Source organism: Paraburkholderia acidipaludis NBRC 101816, from assembly GCF_000684975.1.
Lineage (GTDB): Bacteria > Pseudomonadota > Gammaproteobacteria > Burkholderiales > Burkholderiaceae > Paraburkholderia > Paraburkholderia acidipaludis.
Genome location: NZ_BAXZ01000018.1, coordinates 108,298 through 126,034 on the forward strand (window position 1 = coordinate 108,298; position 17,737 = coordinate 126,034).

Genomic DNA, 17,737 nt, shown 5'->3' on the forward strand with positions numbered 1-17,737 from the left:
CTTCGCGCGAACGATCGCGCTGAACCCGAACATCAGTCGAACAGTTCACGATAGCCGAGAAACAGTTCTTCGAACACGAGACGCGCGTTCAGCGGATGGTTCTCGACCGCGCGCTGACGCGTGACGGTTTTCAGGTAGTGCGCGAGCGCCGGTGCGTCGAGCCTGGCGGCACAGCGCGCGAGCGCCGCGGCGGCCTGCGGGAAATAGCGCGGCCGGCCGGCGGTGCGCTCGGCGAGCAGGTCGTATGCCCAGCGCTGGAGCCAGCCCAGCACGAGCGGCACAGGCAGCTTCTGCAGCGTCTCGCCGCAGGCGAAGGCGTCGCAGGCCGGCCCCGCCGAGAGCTGCGCGAGGGTCCAGTCGCGCAGCGTGCGGTTTTCGTCGCGGGTGAGCGCGAGCGCCGCGAGCGGCGCGCCGCCCGCCTCGGCCAGCAGGGCTTTCGCGTCGGCCACGCCCTGCGCCGCGAGCCACGTCTCGGCAATCTCGGGCGCGGGGGTGGAGAGCGGCCACTGGCGGCAGCGGCTGATGATGGTGGGCAGCAAACGGTCGATGCGGGCCGAGACGAGCAGGAACACGACGCCCGAGGGCGGCTCCTCGAGCGTTTTCAGGAGCGCATTGGCGGCGGCCACGTTGAGCGCCTCGGCCGGGTACAGCACGACCACGCGCAAGCCGCCGCGATGCGACCCGACTCCCGTGAAGTCCAGCAGCGCGCGCACCTGCTCGATGCGGATTTCCTTGCTGGGCGTGCGGGTCTTCTTGCCGTCTTCACCTTCGCCCTTTTCACCCTTGTCGGCCGCTTTGTCGCCGTCGTCCGCGCTCACCGGGCCAACCTCGGCGGCCAGCGCCTCCGGCACGACGATGCGGTAATCGGGGTGATTGCCCTGGACGAACCAGTTGCAGGCGGGGCACGAACCACAGGGCTCGCCATTGGGCTGCGGCGACTCGCACAGGAGCCCTTTGGCCAGATGCTGGGCGAAATGCAGCTTGCCGATCCCGGCCTGGCCGTGCAGCAGCAACGCATGCGGCCAGTGGCTGCGCAGTTGCCGAAGGCGCTCCCAGTCGCCGGTCTGCCACGGATAGATCATTTTGAAATCAACCAGTTAGCCGAGAATATCAAAGCGCCGCGATCACGTGCCCGAGCTGGGCGCGGATCGTTTCGATGCTCTGCGTCGAATCGACGATCACGAAGCGGTACGGCGCCTCTTCCGCCCGGCGCAGGTATTCGGCGCGCGTGCGCATGAAAAACGCATCGGTCTCGCTCTCGAAGCGGTCCGGCTCGCGCGCCGCGCCGCGCCGCTCGCTCGCGGTGGCCGGCGGCACGTCGAACAGCACCGTCAGGTCGGGCTGGAAACCGCCCTGCACCCAGCGCTCGAGCGTCTCCAGCTTGTCGCGCGGCAAGCCGCGCCCGCCGCCCTGGTAGGCGAAGGTCGCGTCGGTGAAGCGGTCGGAGAGCACCCAGTCGCCGCGTGCGAGCGCCGGCTCGATCACCTGGGCCAGATGCTCGCGGCGCGCCGCGAACATCAATAGGGCCTCGGTTTCGAGGTCCATCGGCTGATGCAGCAGGATCTCGCGCAGCGCCTCGCCAAGCGGCGTGCCGCCCGGCTCGCGCGTCATCACGACCTGGCGCCCGGCGCCGGCCAGCTTGTCTGCAAGCCGGTCGCGAAACCAGGCGAGATGCGTGGTCTTGCCCGCACCGTCGATGCCCTCGAACGTGATGAATCGGCCCCGCGCCATTTACTGCCCCCGAATGTATTTGTCGACTGCCTTGTTATGGTCGACCAGATTGTTCGAAAAAATGCTGCTGCCATCGCCCCGCGCCACGAAATACAGCGCGGCCGTCGCAGCCGGATTGAGCGCCGCCTGCAGCGACGCCGCGCCCGGCAGCGCAATGGGTGTCGGCGGCAAACCGAGGTGCAGATACGTATTGTAAAGAGTGTCGGTCTGCAGATCTTGCCTGTGCAGGCGGCCCTGGTAATTTTCGCCGAGTCCGTAGATCACGGCGGGGTCGGTCTGCAGCGGCATGCCCGCGCGCAGCCGGTTGGCGAACACCGCGGCCACGAGCGGCCGGTCGCCGGCCTTGCCCGTCTCCTTCTCGATCAGCGACGCGAGCGTGAGCGCCTCGTAGGGCGACTGGAGCGGCAGCCCCGGCGCGCGCACGGACCAGGCTTCGGCGAGCCGCGTCTGCATCAGCCGGTAGGCGCGGCGATAGACGTCGAGGTCGCTCGTGTCCTTGTCGAAGAGATAGGTGTCGGGGAAGAACAGGCCTTCGGCATTGCCCATCGGCGCGGCCGGCGCGCCGATCGCGGCGAGCAGTTGCGCGTCGCTCATGCCGGCGCTGTCGTGGTGCAGCGCCGGGTTGGCGTCGAGCTCCGCGCGCATGCGCTTGAAGGTCCAGCCTTCGATGATCGTCGCGACGTACTCGTTGACGTCGCCGAGCGCCATCTTTTGCAGCACCTCGTAGGGCGTGATGCCGAGCTTGAATTCGTAGTTGCCGGACTTGAGCGTGCTTTGCAGGCCGAGCACGCGCGTCATCAGCACGAACAGGTCGGTCTGGACCGGCACGCCGCCGCGCCGCAGCTGCGCGGTGACGCTGCGTACCGAACTGTGCGGCTTGATGGTCACATCGAGCTGAGGGGTGGCAAGCTGCACGGGGGAATTGGCCCAGTGCCAGATGCCGCCCACGGCGGCCGCGCCAAGCACGGCGAGCGTGGCGCCGGCAACAAGGCATTTCTTGAGGAGGGACATGAAAACACGGCTCGGAACGAGCCTCCTATAATAACCGCTTGCCCTCGCTAAAGTCAGGATTGACTGTTCCCCGAATCCATGAATTCCCCGCTCGATTCCGCCGCCACGCTTCCCGTCACCGCCGCCGAGCCGCCCGCCGCGCATGATTTCGAGGCTGTCCTCAAGGGCGGCGCGTACGCGATCCTGCCGCAGTTCGGCGTGATCGACGCCAGCGGCGACGACGCCGCAAGCTTCCTGCACAGCCAGCTCACGAACGACATCCAGCATCTGGATGTGGCCGGTGCGCGCCTCGCGGGCTACTGTTCGCCGAAGGGGCGCCTTCTCGCCTCATTTCTCGTCTGGAAGAGCGGCGAAGCAATCCGTCTCCTGATCGCGAAGGACGTGCAGGCGAGCGTGCAGAAGCGGCTCTCGATGTTCGTGCTGCGCGCGAAGGCAAAGCTCGTGGACGACAGCGAGAAGCTGCTCGTGGTGGGCCTTGCCGGCGACGTGCGCGGCGCGCTCGCGGCGCAATTCGACGCCCTGCCCGATGGCGTGCACGTGAAAGTAGACGACCCGGCCGGCACGCTGGTCCGCCTGCCCGACGCGGCCGGCCGCCTGCGTTATCTCTGGGTCGGCCCGAACGAAGCCGTCGAGGCGCGCCTCGCGTCGCTCGAAGGCAAGCTCACGCGCGTAGCGCCGGCCGTGTGGGACTGGCTCGACATCCGCGCGGGCGAGCCGCGCATCACCCAGGCGGTTTCGGAGCAGTTCGTGCCGCAGATGGTGAACTACGACGTGCTTGGCGGCGTGAACTTCAAGAAGGGCTGCTATCCGGGCCAGGAGATCGTGGCGCGCAGCCAGTATCGCGGCACGATCAAGCGCCGCACCGCGCTGGCGAGCGTCGCCGCGGAGCTCGATGCCGCGCGCGCGGGCGCCGAGCTCTTTCATTCCGACGACCCCGGCCAGCCGTGCGGCATGATCGTCAACGCGGCGAACGCGCCGGAGGGCGGCGTCGATCTGCTCGCGGAAATCAAGCTCGGCGCGCTCGAGTCGGGCACCGTGCATCTGGGCGCCGCCGACGGCCCCGCCCTACGCTTCCTGCCGCTGCCGTACGCACTGCCCGCCGAGGTCTGACGCGTTGGCCCCGTACCCGCGCGTCGCGCGCCGCGCCCTGCACGCATCCGTTGCACCGGCCGCGGCGGCGCGCGCCGCTGAGCCCGAGCCATGTGCCTGATCGTTTTCGACTGGCGCCCCGAAGCCACGGCAGGCGCCATGTTTACGCTTGCCGCGAACCGCGACGAGTTCCTGCGCCGCACCGCCGAGCCGCTCCACTGGTGGGACGACACCCCCCACGTGCTCGCGGGCCGCGACCTCGTGGGCGGCGGAACATGGCTCGGCATGACGCGCGGCGGCCGCTTCGCCGCCCTCACGAACTACCGGGCCCCGCATGAAATGCGGCCCGACGCGCCCACGCGCGGCACGCTCGTCTCGGCCTGGCTCGCCGGCAGCGAGGGCCTGCCCGATACGCCGCTCGGCTATCTGGCCGAAGTGGCGCGCAATGGCGGCCTCTATAACGGCTTCAATCTGGTGGTGGGTGACTGGACGCGGCGCGAACTGGCCTGGTACTGCAATCGCGGCGATCTCGCGCCCGCGCTCCTGCCATCCGGCACGCACGGCATTTCGAACGCCGTGCTCGATACGCCCTGGCCCAAGCTCGTGCGCAAGCGCGCCGAGCTTGCCGGGCTGGTCGGCAATGGGGCACCGGCCCCGCTCGAGCGGCTCGTGGCGATGATGCGCGACCCGCAGATCGCCCGCGACGACGAATTGCCGGCCACCGGCATCCCGCTCGAGCGCGAACGCGCGCTCTCGGCGGCCTTCATCGAAACGCCCGAATACGGCACGCGCGGCACCACGGCGCTGCGCGTCAGCGCGGATGGCACGCGTATCGAGGCCGAGGTCGTCGAGCGCAGCGACGACAACGGCTCGCATCGCATCGTGCGGCCCGGCGACTTCGAGCGCCACGAGCGATTCGTCGTCGAGACGCGCTGAGCGTCACGGCGGCTGGATCGCCGCGCCGTTCAATCTACCCGCTTCACTTCCGGCTTCAACGAAAGCGGATCGATGGGGTTGCGCAACGTTTCGATGTCCTCATGACGCAGCTTCACCGAAGGGAGAATCTGCGGATGCGTGAGGATGTAGAAGCGGTTTTCGCGGATCGCGTCGAAGGTTTGCGTGGCGACGTCGTCCGGCGTGATGCGGCCCGAGCGCACCGCGCGCTGCAGCTGCAGGTCGGCGGCCTGCTGCGAACGCGTGGGCGGCGCGTCGTTGCGCAGGTCGTCGGGGCGGCTGCGCTCCGCGTTGGCGATGCCCGTGGGCACGAACGCCGGGCACAGCACCGAGCAGCCGACCGCCGCGCCGACACTCTTGAGGTCGTGATACAAGGTTTCGGTGAGCGACACGACCGCGTGCTTCGACGCGTTATAGACGCCCATCGCCGAAGGCGACAGCAAGCCCGCGACGGAAGCCGTGTTGACGATATGCGCGGGCTCGCCCTGGGCCAGCATGATGGGCGTGAAGGCGCGCACGCCGTTCGCAACGCCGATCACGTTCACGCTGAACACCCACTCCCAGTCCTTCGCGCTGCTTTCCCACACGAAGCCGCCGGTGCCCACGCCCGCGTTATTGAAGAGCAGATGCACTTTGCCGTAGGTGTCGACTGCGGCTTTCGCGAGCGCGTCGACCGCGGCCGGGTCGCGCACGTCGGTCCGCACGCCGATCGCTTCGGCGCCGGCGGCGCGCAACGCCGCCACCGTCTCGTCGAGCTGTTTTTGATCGACGTCCGCGAGCACGAGCTTCATGCCGAGCCCGGCGGCCTTGTGGGCGAACGCGCGGCCAAAGCCGCTCGCGGCGCCCGTGATGACGGCCACGCGGCCGTGAAACTGGAACGGATCAGCCATTGCTATCCCTGGTTGGACGCGCTGCGTTGGAATCCATGACAAAGCCGGCGCACGAGCGCCGGCCAGGCGTGAAGCATCAGACCAGCTTGACGAGCTGCTTGCCGAAGTTCTGCCCCTTGAGCATGCCAAGGAACGCGGACGGCGCGTTCCCGAGGCCTTCGGCCACGGTTTCGCGATACGCCAGTTGCTTCTGCGCGACGAGCGCGCCGAGCTCCTTGAGCGCCTGCGGCCATACGTCCATGTGCTCGCTCACGATGAAGCCCTGCACGAGCAGCCGCTGCGTGAGCAGGAGACCCGGATACTTGAGCGGCTGCGGATTGCCGTCGTAGCCCGCGATCATGCCGCACAGCGCGATGCGCCCGAATGCGTTCATGCGCGCGAGCGTCGCATCGAGCACCTCGCCGCCGACGTTCTCGAAGTAGCCGTCCACGCCGTCGGGCGTCGCGGCCTTGAGGTCCTGGTACAGGTTGCCGGCCTTGTAGTCGACGCAGGCGTCGAAGCCCAGCGTCTCCACGACGTAGCGGCACTTGTCCGCGCCGCCGGCAATGCCCACCGCGCGGCAGCCCGCGCGCCTGGCGAGCTGGCCCACCACGCTGCCCACCGCGCCGCTCGCGGCGCTCACGACGACCGTCTCGCCCGCCTTCGGCGCGATGATGCGGTTCAGGCCGTACCAGGCGGTGACGCCCGGCATGCCTACCGGTCCAAGGTAAGCGGAGAGCGGCACGTGGGTCGTGTCGACGAGCTGCATGCCCGAGCCGTCCGAGGTGCCGAACTCCTGCCAGCCGAACATCGCCACCACCTTGTCGCCGGCCTTGTACTTCGGATTGCGCGATTCGACCACCTCGCCCACCGTCCCGCCGATCATCACTTCGCCGAGCGGCTGCGGCGCCGCGTAGGACTTGCTCTCGTTCATGCGGCCGCGCATGTACGGATCGAGCGAGAGGTAGTGGTTGCGCACGCGCACCTGCCCTTCCTGCAGCGGCGCGAGCGGGGTCTCGACGAGACGGAAATTGTCGACGCTCGCAGCGCCTTCCGGGCGCGACGCAAGCAGGATCTGGCGATTCATTTGGGTCATGGCGTTCGCTCTGCGGCGCGTGGCCGCGTAGGTGAATGGCGAGACAGGAAGGGCGCGCCGGCGTGCTCAGCCGTCGCTCGGTCCCGGCTTCGCCGTTGGATCGCTGCGCAGCCGCTGGCGCGCGACGTCGCGCCCCACCGCAAGCCTGCGCATGTACTTGAAGGTGCCGAGCGCTTTCGCGACGAAATGGCCTTCGCTATCGCGCACTTCGCCTTCGCAATAGGCCATCGTGGTCGTGCGCGTGAGCACGCGCCCATAGGCGCGCAACTCGCCGCGGCCCGGCTGCATGAAGTTGACTTTCATTTCGACGGTGACGACGCCCACGCCGTCGCCGGCCACGCTGCGCGCGGCCATGGCGAGCGCGATGTCGGCCAGCGTCATCGTCACGCCGCCGTGGGCGATGTCCCACGTGTTCAGATGCCGCTCGGCGAGCAACAGCGCGACTTCGCTCGCGCCGTCGCGCGCGCTCACGAGCTGCGCGCCGAGATGATCGACGAACGGGCTTTCGATGGTCATCTGCGAAGTCGCTACGGCGCCGCCGTCTGCCTTGCTCTTACCCTGGTCCTGGTCACTCATGATGCTCAATCGGCGCTCAATCAGATCACGTAATCGACACACTGGCGGCCTTCCGTCACGGCCTTCGCGAACTGCTTCACGACGACGTGATCGGGGTGGTCCTGATAGGCGTCGAGGGCGGCCTTGTCGGCGAAGTCGGAGACGAGCGCGATGTCGAACGTCGACGCGAGGCCCGGTTCCGCCAGGCCGACTTCCAGATGCAGCGTACCGGGCACGAGATTGCGACAGCCTTCCAGAAGGGCCTTGAACTTCACGAGGTTTTCCTCGCGGGTTGCACCTTCCGCCGACTCCTTGAGCTGCCACATGACGATATGACGAATCAACGTATTCACCTTTTCAGTCTGCGTTGAAGAGGCGCGGCACGAGGCGCGCGCCGGAAGACGTCATGATACCCGCGCGACCTGCCGCGCGAGGGGAGCCCCTGCAAGCCCATGCCAGGCGAAAAGCCGCCTTCGGCCCTCCGGCGCCGGCGTCAGACGATCTCGAAGAGACCGGCCGCACCCTGCCCGCCGCCGATGCACATCGTCACGACCGCGAGCTTCGCGCCGCGACGCTTGCCTTCGATGAGCGCATGGCCCGTGAGGCGTGCGCCCGATACGCCGTACGGGTGGCCAACCGCAATCGCGCCGCCGTTCACGTTCAGGCGATCGGCCGGGATGCCGAGCTTGTCGCGGCAGTAGAGCACCTGCACGGCGAACGCCTCGTTCAGCTCCCACAGGTCGATGTCCTCGACCTTGAGACCGGCCTGCTTGAGCAGCTTGGGCACCGCGAACACCGGGCCGATGCCCATTTCGTCGGGCTCGCAGCCGGCCACGGCGAAGCCGCGGAAGATGCCGAGCGGCGTAAGGCCCTCGCGCTCCGCGACCTTTGCGTTCATCACCACGCAGGCGCTCGCGCCGTCCGAGAACTGGCTCGCGTTGCCCGCGGTGATAACACCGCCCGGCAGCGCCGTGCGGATCTTCGCCACGCCTTCGAGCGTCGTGTCGGCGCGGATGCCTTCGTCGGCGGCGATCGTCACTTCCTTCGTCACGAGCTGGCCGGTTGCCTTGTCGGCGACGCCAGCGAGCACCGTCATCGGCACGATTTCCGCATTGAACAGACCCGCGGCCTGTGCGGCGGCGGCGCGCTGCTGCGACTGCACGCCGTATTCGTCCTGACGCTCCTTCGAAATTTCGTAGCGCTTCGCGACGTTTTCGGCGGTCTGCAGCATGCTCCAGTAAATCTCGGGCTTGTTCTGCTTGAGCCAGCCTTCGTAAGCCAGGTGGCGATTCATCTCGTTCTGCACGCACGAGATCGACTCCACGCCGCCCGCGACGAACACGTCACCCTCGCCCGCGATCACGCGTTGCGCGGCCAGCGCAATGGTTTGCAGTCCGGACGAACAGAAGCGGTTGACCGTCATGCCCGGCACGGAAACCGGCAGGCCCGCGCGCAATGCGATCTGGCGCGCGATGTTGCCGCCCGTCGCGCCTTCAGGGTTGGCGCAGCCCATGATCACGTCTTCGACGCGCGAGGGGTCGAGGTTGGCGCGCTCGACGGCGGCCTTCGTCACGTGTCCGCCCAGGGTCGCGCCGTGGGTCATGTTGAACGAGCCCTTCCACGATTTGGCGAGGCCCGTGCGCGCGGTCGATACGATTACGGCGTCAGTCATGTGTGTCTCCTGCTACTAATAGGTTGATCCTGCAAGGCGATGTCCGGATTGAAACGGACCCTTCATGAAAGACCGCGCAACACCTCTGCCGATTGCACGCGCGTCACGCCCGCAGCGAGCAGTTGCTCCCAGGCGGCGGCCAGCGAGCCGTTCAGATCGATGGCGCGCGAGGCGTCCTCGATCAGCACGGCCTCGAACCCGGCGGCGCGCGCATCGAGCGCGGACCACGCAACGCAGTAGTCGGTCGCGAGGCCGCAGCAGTACACGCGCTTCACGCCCGCTTCGCGCAGATAGCCCGTGAGGCCCGTGGGCGTCTTGCGGTCGGCTTCGAGGAAGGCCGAGTAGCTGTCGACGTCGGCGTGATGGCCTTTGCGGATGATCGCGCGAGCATGCGGCACGTCGAGCCCGCTATGCAGCGCGGCGCCTTCGCTGCCCTGCACGCAATGCGTCGGCCACAGCACCTGCTCGCCATACGGCAGCGTCATCGTCTCGAAAGGCTGCCGGCCCGCGTGGTTCGCCGCGAACGAAACGTGCTGCGCCGGGTGCCAGTCCTGCGTAAGCACGACATGGCTGAAGCCCTGCGCGAGCCGGTTCACGACCGGCACGACTTCGTCGCCGTGCGCGACGGCAAGCGCCCCGCCCGGCATGAAGTCGTATTGCAGGTCGATCAGCAGCAGCACGTCATCCGCGCTTCTCATGATGTCCGTCCGGTGAACGACTCAGTTGAAGGTGCCGCCCTTTTCGGCGAGGTCGGCCAGCGACGGCGCGATCTGCCAGGCGTCGCCGTTGGGCTGTTCCGCGTAGCGGCGAATGGCGCGCGCCACGTTGTACAGGCCCGCGGTATCGGCATAGAGCATCGGGCCGCCGCGCCACAGCGGGAAACCGTAGCCGGTCAGATAGACCATGTCGATGTCCGACGCCTTCGAGGCGATGCCTTCTTCCAGGATCTTCGCGCCTTCATTCGCGAGCGCATACACGAGACGCTCGACGATTTCCTGGTCGCCGATCTTGCGGCGCGCGATGCCCGCTTCCTTCGAGTACGCGACGATCATGTCGTCCACGAGGGCCGAAGGCAGCGCGTTGCGCTCGCCCGCCTTGTAGTCGTACCAGCCGGCGCCGGTCTTCTGGCCGAAACGCCCGCCTTCGCAGAGGCGGTCGGCGATCTTCGAGTACTTGAGGTCCGGCTTCTCCTGATAGCGGCGCTTGCGGATCGCCCAGCCGATATCGTTGCCGGCGAGGTCGCTCATGCGGAACGGACCCATCGCGAAGCCGAACTTCTCGATCGCGCGGTCCACCTGCGCGGGCAGCGCGCCTTCTTCGAGCAGGTAGAGCGCCTGGCGCACGTACTGCTCGATCATGCGGTTGCCGATGAAGCCGTCGCACACGCCCGACACCACGGCCGTCTTGCGGATCTTCTTCGCGAGCTGCATGACCGTTGCGAGCACATCTTTCGCCGTCTCCTTGCCGCGCACGACTTCGAGCAGCTTCATGACGTTGGCCGGGCTGAAGAAGTGCATGCCCACCACGTCCTGCGGACGCTTCGTGAAAGCAGCGATCTTGTCGACGTCGAGCGTCGAGGTGTTCGAGGCGAGGATCGCGCCGGGCTTCGCGACTTCGTCGAGCCGCTTGAAGACCTGCTCCTTCACGCCCAGCTCTTCGAACACGGCTTCGATGATGAGGTCGGCCTGCTTGAGGTCGTCGTAGGTGAGCGTCGGGCGGATCAGCGCCATGCGCGCTTCGAGCTTTTCGGCCGTGAGCTTGCCCTTCTTGACCTGCGCTTCGTAGTTCTTACGGATCGTCGCGATGCCGCGGTCGAGCGCCTCCTGCTTCATTTCGAGCAGCGTGACGGGCACCCCCGCGTTGAGGAAGTTCATCGTGATGCCGCCGCCCATCGTGCCCGCGCCGATCACGGCGACCTGCTGGATGTCGCGCGTGGGCGTATTCGAGGGCACGTCGGGAATCTTGCTCGCGGCGCGCTCGCCGAAGAATGCGTGACGCAGCGCGCGGCTTTCCGGCGTCTGCACGAGTTCCATGAAGCATTCGCGCTCGAACGCGAGACCCTTGACGAAGCCGTCCTTCACGCCCGCGGCAACGGCGTCGACGCACTTCACGGGCGCCGGATAGTTCTTCGCCATCGCGGCCACCGTGTTGCGCGCGAACTGCAGGAAGCCTTCGGCGTTCGGATGCTCGATCTTGCGGTTGCGCACGAGCGGATGCGGACCCGAGTTGTCGGACGCCTTGCGCGCGAACGCGACGGCTTCGCCGAGCAGATCGCCTTGCGCGATGGCGTCGAAGAGGCCCGTGCCGGCGAGCTTTTCGGACAGCACGGGCGTGCCGGTCACGATCATGTTCAGTGCGGGTTCGAGGCCGAGCGCGCGCGGCAGGCGCTGCGTGCCGCCGGCGCCAGGCAGAATGCCGAGCTTGACTTCGGGCAGCGCGATCTGCGCGCCGGGCGCGGCGATGCGATAGTGCGCGCCGAGCGCGAGTTCGAGGCCGCCGCCCATCGCAACGCTGTGAATCGCCGCGACGACGGGTTTGGCGCTCTTTTCGACTTCGTCGATGACGGTGTGGAGCGTGGGCTCCTGGGTCGCCTTCGGCGTGTTGAATTCGGTGATGTCCGCGCCGCCCGAGAACGCCTTGCCGGCGCCCGTGATCACGATGGCGACGACGGCCGGATCGCTGTTGGCGCGCGCGACGCCCTCGACGATGCCGGTCCGGGTGGAATGCCCGAGACCGTTGACGGGCGGGTTGTTGAGCGTGATGACGGCGACGCCGTCGCGAGTCGTATAGTCCACTGCCATTTGCCTGCCTCCATGCTTGCGGGCCGCGTTGTGCGTCGCCGGCTTCATTGTCCGACATTCCCGGTCAGCAAACAGGATACACAAAAAAGAACGTTCGTTCAATTTTTGTCGATGCAAGCAGGCTCAGGGTTTCTACGCGGGATCGTGGCCCGCCGGCGCGTTCATGGGGCAGGAGGCCTCGGCGGCGAGCGCCGTCGGCAGGACGTAGTCGTGAAACTGCTCGCGCAGCTTGAGCTTTTGCAGCTTGCCGGTGGCCGTATGCGGCAGCGATTCGACAAATACGACGTCGTCGGGCTGCCACCATTTCGCGATCTTGCCGACGTAAAAGGCCAGCAGTTCCTCGCGCGTGACCTCGGCGCCGGGCTTCTTCACGGCAACAATCAGGGGCCGTTCGGTCCAGCGAGGATGCGCGCAAGCGATGCAGGCGGCCTCCGCGATGGCCGGGTGCGCAACCGCAATGTTTTCCAGATCGATCGAGCTGATCCACTCCCCGCCCGACTTGATCACGTCCTTGCTGCGGTCGGTGATATGGAGGAAGCCGTCGGGATCGATGGTCGCCACGTCGCCGGTCGGGAACCAGCCGTCGACGAGCGGCGTGCCCTCCTGGCGGAAATAGCGGTCGATGACCCACGGTCCGCGCACGTGCAGATCGCCGAAGGCCACGCCGTCCCAGGGCAGTTCGCGCCCGTCCTCGCCGACGATCTTCATGTCGACGCCGAAAATCACGCGCCCCTGCTTCTCCAGCAGCGCGCGCTGCGCCTCCGGCGGCCGCTGCGACTGCTCCCAGTTCAGCTTCGCGAGCGTGCCGAGCGGCGACATCTCGGTCATGCCCCAGGCGTGAATCACCTGCACGCCGTAGACGTCCTCGTAGGTGCGCAGCATGGCCGGCGGACACGCCGAGCCGCCGATCACCGTGCGCTGTAGCGTGGAAAACTTCACGCCGGCCTCGCGCATATAGGTAAGCAGTCCGAGCCACACGGTCGGCACGCCGGCCGAGCAGGTCACGCCTTCCGCTTCCATCAGTTCGTAGAGCGACTTGCCGTCCAGCTCCTTGCCCGGCAGCACGAGCTTCGCGCCGTTCAGCGGCGCCGCGTGCGGAATGCCCCACGCGTTCACATGGAACATCGGCACCACGGGCAGGATCGCGTCGCGCGAGGAAAGCGCCATCGCGTCGGGCAGCGAAGCGCCGTAGGCATGCAGCACCTGCGAGCGGTGCGTGTAGAGCGCCCCCTTCGGATTGCCGGTCGTGCCGGACGTGTAGCAGAGGTTCGACGCGCTGCGTTCGTCGAGCGCCGGCCAGTCATAGCGGCCGTCCTGTTCGTCGAGCAGCGTCTCGTAGCAGAGCACCGGGGTACGCATGTCCGGCCGGTGCGATTGCGCGGCCAGCGCGATCCAGCCGCGCACGTTCGGGCATTGCGGCGCGAGCGCGTCGACGAGCGGCGCGAACGTGGTGTCGAAAAGAATGTAGCGGTCGTCCGCGTGGTTGATGATCCAGGCGATCTGCTCGGGAAAGAGCCGCGGATTGATCGTATGGCAGACGGCGCCGAAACCCGTCACGCCGAAGTACGCTTCCAGGTGCCGATAACCGTTCCACGCGAGCGTGCCGACGCGCTCCCCGGGCGCCACACCCAGCGCGACGAGCGCCTGCGCAAGCCGCTTCGCGCGCGTCTCGCACTCGCGGTACGTATAGCGATGCACATCGCCTTCGATGCGGCGCGACACGATCTGCGTGTCGCCGTGATGCTGCGCCGCGTGCACGAGCAGCGACGACAGGTTGAGCGGCACGTCCATCATCTGTCCCAGCAGCGGCGCAGTCGTCGTCGCAGTCATCGTTGTCGGTCTCCTCGCTCTCTTTGTCTGTTGTCGTCTGTTGTCGATGGTTCGCGCGGCCGCCGCGGCCCGCCCGGCGGGGGCCGAGCGGCCGGCCAGCACGCCGGCTGGCGCGGATTTACAATATCGGCTATTCAACAGGCGCTCAACATGTCGTTTTCACCAGGCCTTTCCCATCCCGAAGCAGGCTCCGCTGCCTTGCCCGAAGCCCCGTCCGGCGTCCAGACGGATGTTCACGCGGGCCCGCTCGCCGAACTCGAACGCGAGCTCATGACGCCGCGCGGCGACGCGTTTTCCTCGCTGGGCGCAGCCTTCCTCACGCGGCTGCCGGCGGCACCGCTGCCTGAGCCCTACCTCGTCGGTTTTTCGGCCGGCACGGCCGCGCTGCTCGGACTCGACCCCGCGCTCGCCGCCGACCCGGCCCTTCCTGCGTTCGCCGCGCTCTTTGCCGGCAACACCACGCGCGAACGCACGGGAGAAACGATGTCGTATGCCTCGGTCTATTCCGGGCACCAGTTCGGCGTGTGGGCCGGCCAGCTCGGCGACGGCCGCGCGCTCGGCATCGGCGAACTGGAGCACGCCGGGCAGCGCTTCGAACTCCAGCTCAAAGGCGGGGGGCGCACGCCCTATTCCCGCATGGGCGACGGCCGCGCGGTGCTGCGCTCGTCGATCCGCGAATTCCTGTGCTCGGAGGCCATGCATCATCTGGGCATTCCCACGACGCGCGCACTCGCGGTGATCGGCTCCGACCTGCCGGTGCGGCGCGAGGAACTCGAAACGGCTGCCGTCGTCACGCGCGTCTCGCCGAGCTTCGTGCGCTTCGGCCACTTCGAGCACTTCTACTCGAACGACAACGTCGTCGCGCTACAGGCGCTCGCCGACCACGTGATCGCGCGCTTCTACCCGCAACTGCGCGAAGCCGACGACCCCTATCTCGCGCTGCTCGACGAGGCCGTGCGCAACACGGCGGCGCTCATGGTCGAGTGGCAGTCCGTGGGCTTCTGTCACGGCGTGATGAACACGGACAACATGTCGATCCTCGGCCTCACGATCGACTACGGTCCGTTCGGCTTCATCGACGGCTTCGACGCGAACCATATCTGCAACCATTCGGATTCGCAGGGGCGCTACGCCTACCGCATGCAGCCGCAGATCGCGTACTGGAATCTCTTCTGCCTCGCCCAGGCGCTGCTGCCGCTTTTCGGGCTGCAACGTGACGCGGCGGACGAAAGCGCCGACGATAAGACGCGCGGCGAACGCGCGGTAGCCGACGCCCAGGCCGTGCTCGAACGCTTCAAGGCGTATTTCTCGCCGGCGCTGGAGGCGCGCATGCGCGCCAAGCTCGGCCTCGAAACGGCGCGCGAGGGCGACGATGCGCTCTCTAACCGGCTCTTCGAAATCATGCACGCGAACCGTGCCGATTTCACGCTGACCTTCCGCCACCTTGCCGGTGTCTCGAAGCACGGAGCGCAACAAGACGCGCCCGTGCGCGACCTGTTCCTCGATCGCCCGGCCTTCGACGCCTGGGCGAACGACTACCGCGCGCGGCTTCAGGAAGAACCGCGCAGCGACGAGGTGCGCGCCGAGGCGATGAACCGCGTGAACCCGAAGTTCGTGCTGCGCAATCATCTCGCGCAAACAGCGATCGAACGCGCGCAGCAGAAGGATTTCAGCGAAGTGGAGCGGCTCGCGCGGGTGCTCTCGCGCCCGTTCGACGAGCAGCCCGAGCACGCGGCTTACGCGGCGCTGCCGCCCGACTGGGCCGGCACGCTTTCGGTGAGCTGCTCTTCGTGATGTGGCTCGTGAACCGCCGCTTCCGCCCGACGTTTTCAGCGTTGTCTTTCAGCAGACAGGAACCCCGACATGAGCCATGACGATCACAATTCCCCCGCCTATCCCGGCCACAAGGACGACGAAGCGTGGCGCAAACAGCTCTCGGACACGGACTATCAGGTGACGCGCCACGCGGCCACCGAGCGCCCGTTCACGGGCCGCTACTGGGATCATTGGGACCGCGGCATCTACGACTGCGTGTGCTGCGGCACCCCGCTCTTCGAATCGGATACGAAATTCGACGCCGGCTGCGGCTGGCCGAGCTACTTCCGCCCGATCAACGGCGAAGTGATCGAGGAACGCACGGACCGCTCGCACGGCATGCTACGCATCGAGGTGCGCTGCAAGCACTGCGGCGCGCATCTGGGCCACGTGTTCGAGGACGGTCCCGCCCCAACCGGCCTCCGGTATTGCATCAATTCGGCTGCGCTACAATTCGAGCCCAAGTGACCGCGGCGCCCTGGGCGTCGCGTCCCCTTTTTGCGGCGCACTTTGCAAACCTTCGGGCCGATAATGAAATTTCTGTTTGATCTGTTTCCGATCATCCTCTTCTTCGTTGCCTTCAAGCTGTGGGGCATCTTCACGGCAACGGCCGTGGCCATCGTCGCAACGCTCGTGCAGATCGCGTGGGTGGCTTTCCGTCACCGCAAGGTCGATCCCATGCTGTGGGTATCGCTCGCCATCGTCGTGGTGTTCGGCGGCGCGACGCTCGTGCTGCACGACGAAACCTTCATCAAGTGGAAGCCCACCGTGCTGTACTGGGCCTTCTCGGTCGCGCTGCTGGGCGCGCAGCTGGGCTTCGGCAAGAACCTCATCGAGACGATGATGGGCAAGCAGATCACGCTGCCGCACCGCGTCTGGACGCAGCTCAATCTGATCTGGGCGATCTTCTTCGTGCTGCTCGGCCTCGTGAACCTCTTCGTCGCGTTCCACTTCTCGACCGACGCGTGGGTGGACTTCAAGCTCTTTGGCGCAACCGGCATTCTCGTGGTGTTCATCGTCGGGCAGAGCCTGTGGCTTTCGCGTTACATCAAGGAAGAGGAATGAGCGACGTCTTCCTGAACGCCAGCCCGGCCGAACGCATGGCGCTGATCGAGTCGCGCCTCGCGGCGGCGCTTGCGCCCATCGCGTCGATCGCGGTGCGCGACGACAGTGCGCAGCACGCGGGCCATGCCGGCGCCGCGGCCGGCGGCCATTACAGCGTCACGATCGTGGCCGCCGCATTCGCGGGGAAAGCCCGCGTGGCAAGGCATCGCATGGTGTATGATGCGCTGGCCGAGGCGATGCAGCGCGGCATCCACGCGCTCGCGATCACGGCGCTCACGCCCGAAGAAGCCGCAGCGCTGCCACGGTAGCCCTGCTTTCCGGTTCGCCTTTTAGTTTCTCTTGCATTTTCCATTCGTTCCCGTTTAGTTGCCCTTTGGGTTCGCCCTGTTAGGACTTTCCGATGACCTTGAAGAAAACCCGTCTCTGGGTGTTGCTGGCTGCTTGCGCGGCGGCTCCCGCTTTCGCGCAGAACATCGCCGTCGTGAACGGCACGCCGATTCCCAAAGCACGCGCCGACGCGCTCGTCGAACAGCTCGTCCACCAAGGCCAGCAGGACTCCCCGCAGCTGCAGGCGGCCGTGCGTGAAGAACTCGTGAACCGCGAGATCCTGATGCAGGAAGCGATTCGCGAAGGCATTCCGAACCAGCCGGACGTGAAGGCGCAGATCGCCGTGGCCCAGCAGACGGTCGTGCTGCGCGCGCTGATCGAAAACTTCGTGAAGAACAATCAGCCGACCGACGCCGAAGTCAAGGCGCGCTACGACCAGTTGATCAAGGACGCGGGCGGCAGCGAGTATCACCTGCACCACATCCTCGTGGACAACGAGCAGGAAGCGAAGGACCTGATCGCGAAGATCAAGGCCGGCGCGAGCTTCGAAGACCTCGCGAAGCAGTACTCGAAGGACCCGGGCTCGGCGAAGAACGGCGGCGACCTCGACTGGTCGGATCCGAAGGCCTACGTGCCCGAATTCGCCGCGGCGGCAACGCATCTGCAAAAAGGCCAGATGACTGATGCTCCGGTGCACACGCAGTTCGGCTGGCACATCATCCGCGTGGACGACATCCGCCCGATCACGCCGCCGCCGCTCGACCAGGTGCGCCCGCAGATCACGCAGCAACTGCAGCAGGAAAAGCTGCAGGCGTTCGAAGAGAATCTGCGCAAGCAGGCAAAGATCCAGTAACGCGCCCGGCGCGATGCTGTGACGAAAAACCCGCGACCTTGATGGCGCGGGTTTTTTGTTGGCCCTCTC

General features: G+C 67.1%; 18 protein-coding genes. 7 read left to right on the forward strand and 11 right to left on the reverse strand.

Features of this window, described 5'->3' with window-relative positions; all coding sequences use genetic code 11:
• Positions 1 to 32 precede the first annotated feature (32 nt).
• The 3 genes from BAC01S_RS20150 to mltG are packed head-to-tail and all read right to left on the reverse strand — an operon-like array spanning position 33 to position 2,742.
• Positions 33 to 1,082, reverse strand: coding sequence for a DNA polymerase III subunit delta' (locus tag BAC01S_RS20150; RefSeq protein WP_027796380.1), 1,050 nt, complete (start codon positions 1,080 to 1,082; stop codon positions 33 to 35).
• A gap of 28 nt (positions 1,083 to 1,110) precedes the next feature.
• Positions 1,111 to 1,731 carry a dTMP kinase gene (tmk, locus tag BAC01S_RS20155; protein WP_027796381.1) on the reverse strand — a complete coding sequence of 207 codons (621 nt, stop codon included), beginning with the start codon at positions 1,729 to 1,731 and terminating at the stop codon, positions 1,111 to 1,113.
• Positions 1,732 to 2,742: an endolytic transglycosylase MltG gene (gene mltG / locus BAC01S_RS20160; RefSeq protein ID WP_027796382.1), complete on the reverse strand. Its 1,011-nt coding sequence runs from the start codon at positions 2,740 to 2,742 to the stop codon at positions 1,732 to 1,734. It lies immediately after the preceding gene.
• A 78-nt stretch (positions 2,743 to 2,820) separates the two neighbouring features.
• Here mltG and ygfZ point away from each other — a divergent pair, with 78 nt between their 5' ends.
• Both ygfZ and BAC01S_RS20170 read left to right on the forward strand, forming a co-directional pair.
• Positions 2,821 to 3,852, forward strand: coding sequence for a CAF17-like 4Fe-4S cluster assembly/insertion protein YgfZ (gene ygfZ / locus BAC01S_RS20165; RefSeq protein WP_027796383.1), 1,032 nt, complete (start codon positions 2,821 to 2,823; stop codon positions 3,850 to 3,852).
• Between the two features lie 90 nt (positions 3,853 to 3,942).
• Complete coding sequence (locus tag BAC01S_RS20170; protein WP_027796384.1) at positions 3,943 to 4,767, forward strand: NRDE family protein; 825 nt, start codon at positions 3,943 to 3,945, stop codon at positions 4,765 to 4,767.
• A gap of 29 nt (positions 4,768 to 4,796) precedes the next feature.
• Here the strand turns inward: BAC01S_RS20170 and BAC01S_RS20175 are convergent, their stop codons facing one another.
• From BAC01S_RS20175 to BAC01S_RS20210, 8 genes are all read right to left on the reverse strand, one after another.
• Complete coding sequence (locus BAC01S_RS20175; protein ID WP_027796385.1) at positions 4,797 to 5,675, reverse strand: SDR family oxidoreductase; 879 nt, start codon at positions 5,673 to 5,675, stop codon at positions 4,797 to 4,799.
• A gap of 76 nt (positions 5,676 to 5,751) precedes the next feature.
• Positions 5,752 to 6,750, reverse strand: a complete 999-nt coding sequence (locus BAC01S_RS20180) for an NADP-dependent oxidoreductase (RefSeq protein WP_027796386.1) — start codon at positions 6,748 to 6,750, stop codon at positions 5,752 to 5,754.
• Between the two features lie 66 nt (positions 6,751 to 6,816).
• On the reverse strand, positions 6,817 to 7,266 hold the full coding sequence (locus BAC01S_RS20185) for a PaaI family thioesterase (protein WP_027796387.1): 450 nt from the start codon (positions 7,264 to 7,266) through the stop codon (positions 6,817 to 6,819).
• 80 nt (positions 7,267 to 7,346) lie between these two features.
• Complete coding sequence (locus BAC01S_RS20190; RefSeq protein WP_027796388.1) at positions 7,347 to 7,649, reverse strand: Dabb family protein; 303 nt, start codon at positions 7,647 to 7,649, stop codon at positions 7,347 to 7,349.
• A 149-nt stretch (positions 7,650 to 7,798) separates the two neighbouring features.
• Positions 7,799 to 8,977 carry an acetyl-CoA C-acyltransferase gene (locus BAC01S_RS20195; protein WP_027796389.1) on the reverse strand — a complete coding sequence of 393 codons (1,179 nt, stop codon included), beginning with the start codon at positions 8,975 to 8,977 and terminating at the stop codon, positions 7,799 to 7,801.
• 62 nt (positions 8,978 to 9,039) lie between these two features.
• Positions 9,040 to 9,675 (reverse strand): bifunctional nicotinamidase/pyrazinamidase, encoded by a 636-nt coding sequence (pncA, locus tag BAC01S_RS20200; protein WP_027796390.1) that lies wholly within the window; start codon positions 9,673 to 9,675, stop codon positions 9,040 to 9,042.
• Positions 9,676 to 9,696: 21 nt separating this feature from the next.
• Complete coding sequence (locus BAC01S_RS20205) at positions 9,697 to 11,778, reverse strand: 3-hydroxyacyl-CoA dehydrogenase NAD-binding domain-containing protein (RefSeq protein ID WP_027796391.1); 2,082 nt, start codon at positions 11,776 to 11,778, stop codon at positions 9,697 to 9,699.
• A gap of 132 nt (positions 11,779 to 11,910) precedes the next feature.
• Positions 11,911 to 13,608, reverse strand: a complete 1,698-nt coding sequence (locus BAC01S_RS20210; RefSeq protein ID WP_027796392.1) for a 3-(methylthio)propionyl-CoA ligase — start codon at positions 13,606 to 13,608, stop codon at positions 11,911 to 11,913.
• Between the two features lie 270 nt (positions 13,609 to 13,878).
• Between BAC01S_RS20210 and BAC01S_RS20215 the strand changes: the two genes are divergently transcribed.
• From BAC01S_RS20215 to BAC01S_RS20235, 5 genes are all read left to right on the forward strand, one after another.
• Positions 13,879 to 15,402 carry a protein adenylyltransferase SelO gene (locus BAC01S_RS20215; protein ID WP_027796393.1) on the forward strand — a complete coding sequence of 508 codons (1,524 nt, stop codon included), beginning with the start codon at positions 13,879 to 13,881 and terminating at the stop codon, positions 15,400 to 15,402.
• Positions 15,403 to 15,471: 69 nt separating this feature from the next.
• Positions 15,472 to 15,891 carry a peptide-methionine (R)-S-oxide reductase MsrB gene (gene msrB, locus BAC01S_RS20220; RefSeq protein ID WP_027796394.1) on the forward strand — a complete coding sequence of 140 codons (420 nt, stop codon included), beginning with the start codon at positions 15,472 to 15,474 and terminating at the stop codon, positions 15,889 to 15,891.
• A gap of 63 nt (positions 15,892 to 15,954) precedes the next feature.
• The gene (locus BAC01S_RS20225) at positions 15,955 to 16,488 is read left to right on the forward strand and encodes a septation protein A (RefSeq protein ID WP_027796395.1); all 534 of its coding nucleotides are present in this window, start codon (positions 15,955 to 15,957) and stop codon (positions 16,486 to 16,488) included.
• A complete protein-coding gene (locus BAC01S_RS20230) occupies positions 16,485 to 16,796 on the forward strand; it encodes a BolA family protein (protein ID WP_027796396.1) in 312 nt (103 codons plus the stop codon). The genes BAC01S_RS20225 and BAC01S_RS20230 overlap by 4 nt, the downstream gene beginning before the upstream one ends.
• A 92-nt stretch (positions 16,797 to 16,888) precedes the next feature.
• A complete protein-coding gene (locus tag BAC01S_RS20235; protein WP_027796397.1) occupies positions 16,889 to 17,668 on the forward strand; it encodes a peptidylprolyl isomerase in 780 nt (259 codons plus the stop codon).
• Positions 17,669 to 17,737: the final 69 nt, after the last annotated feature.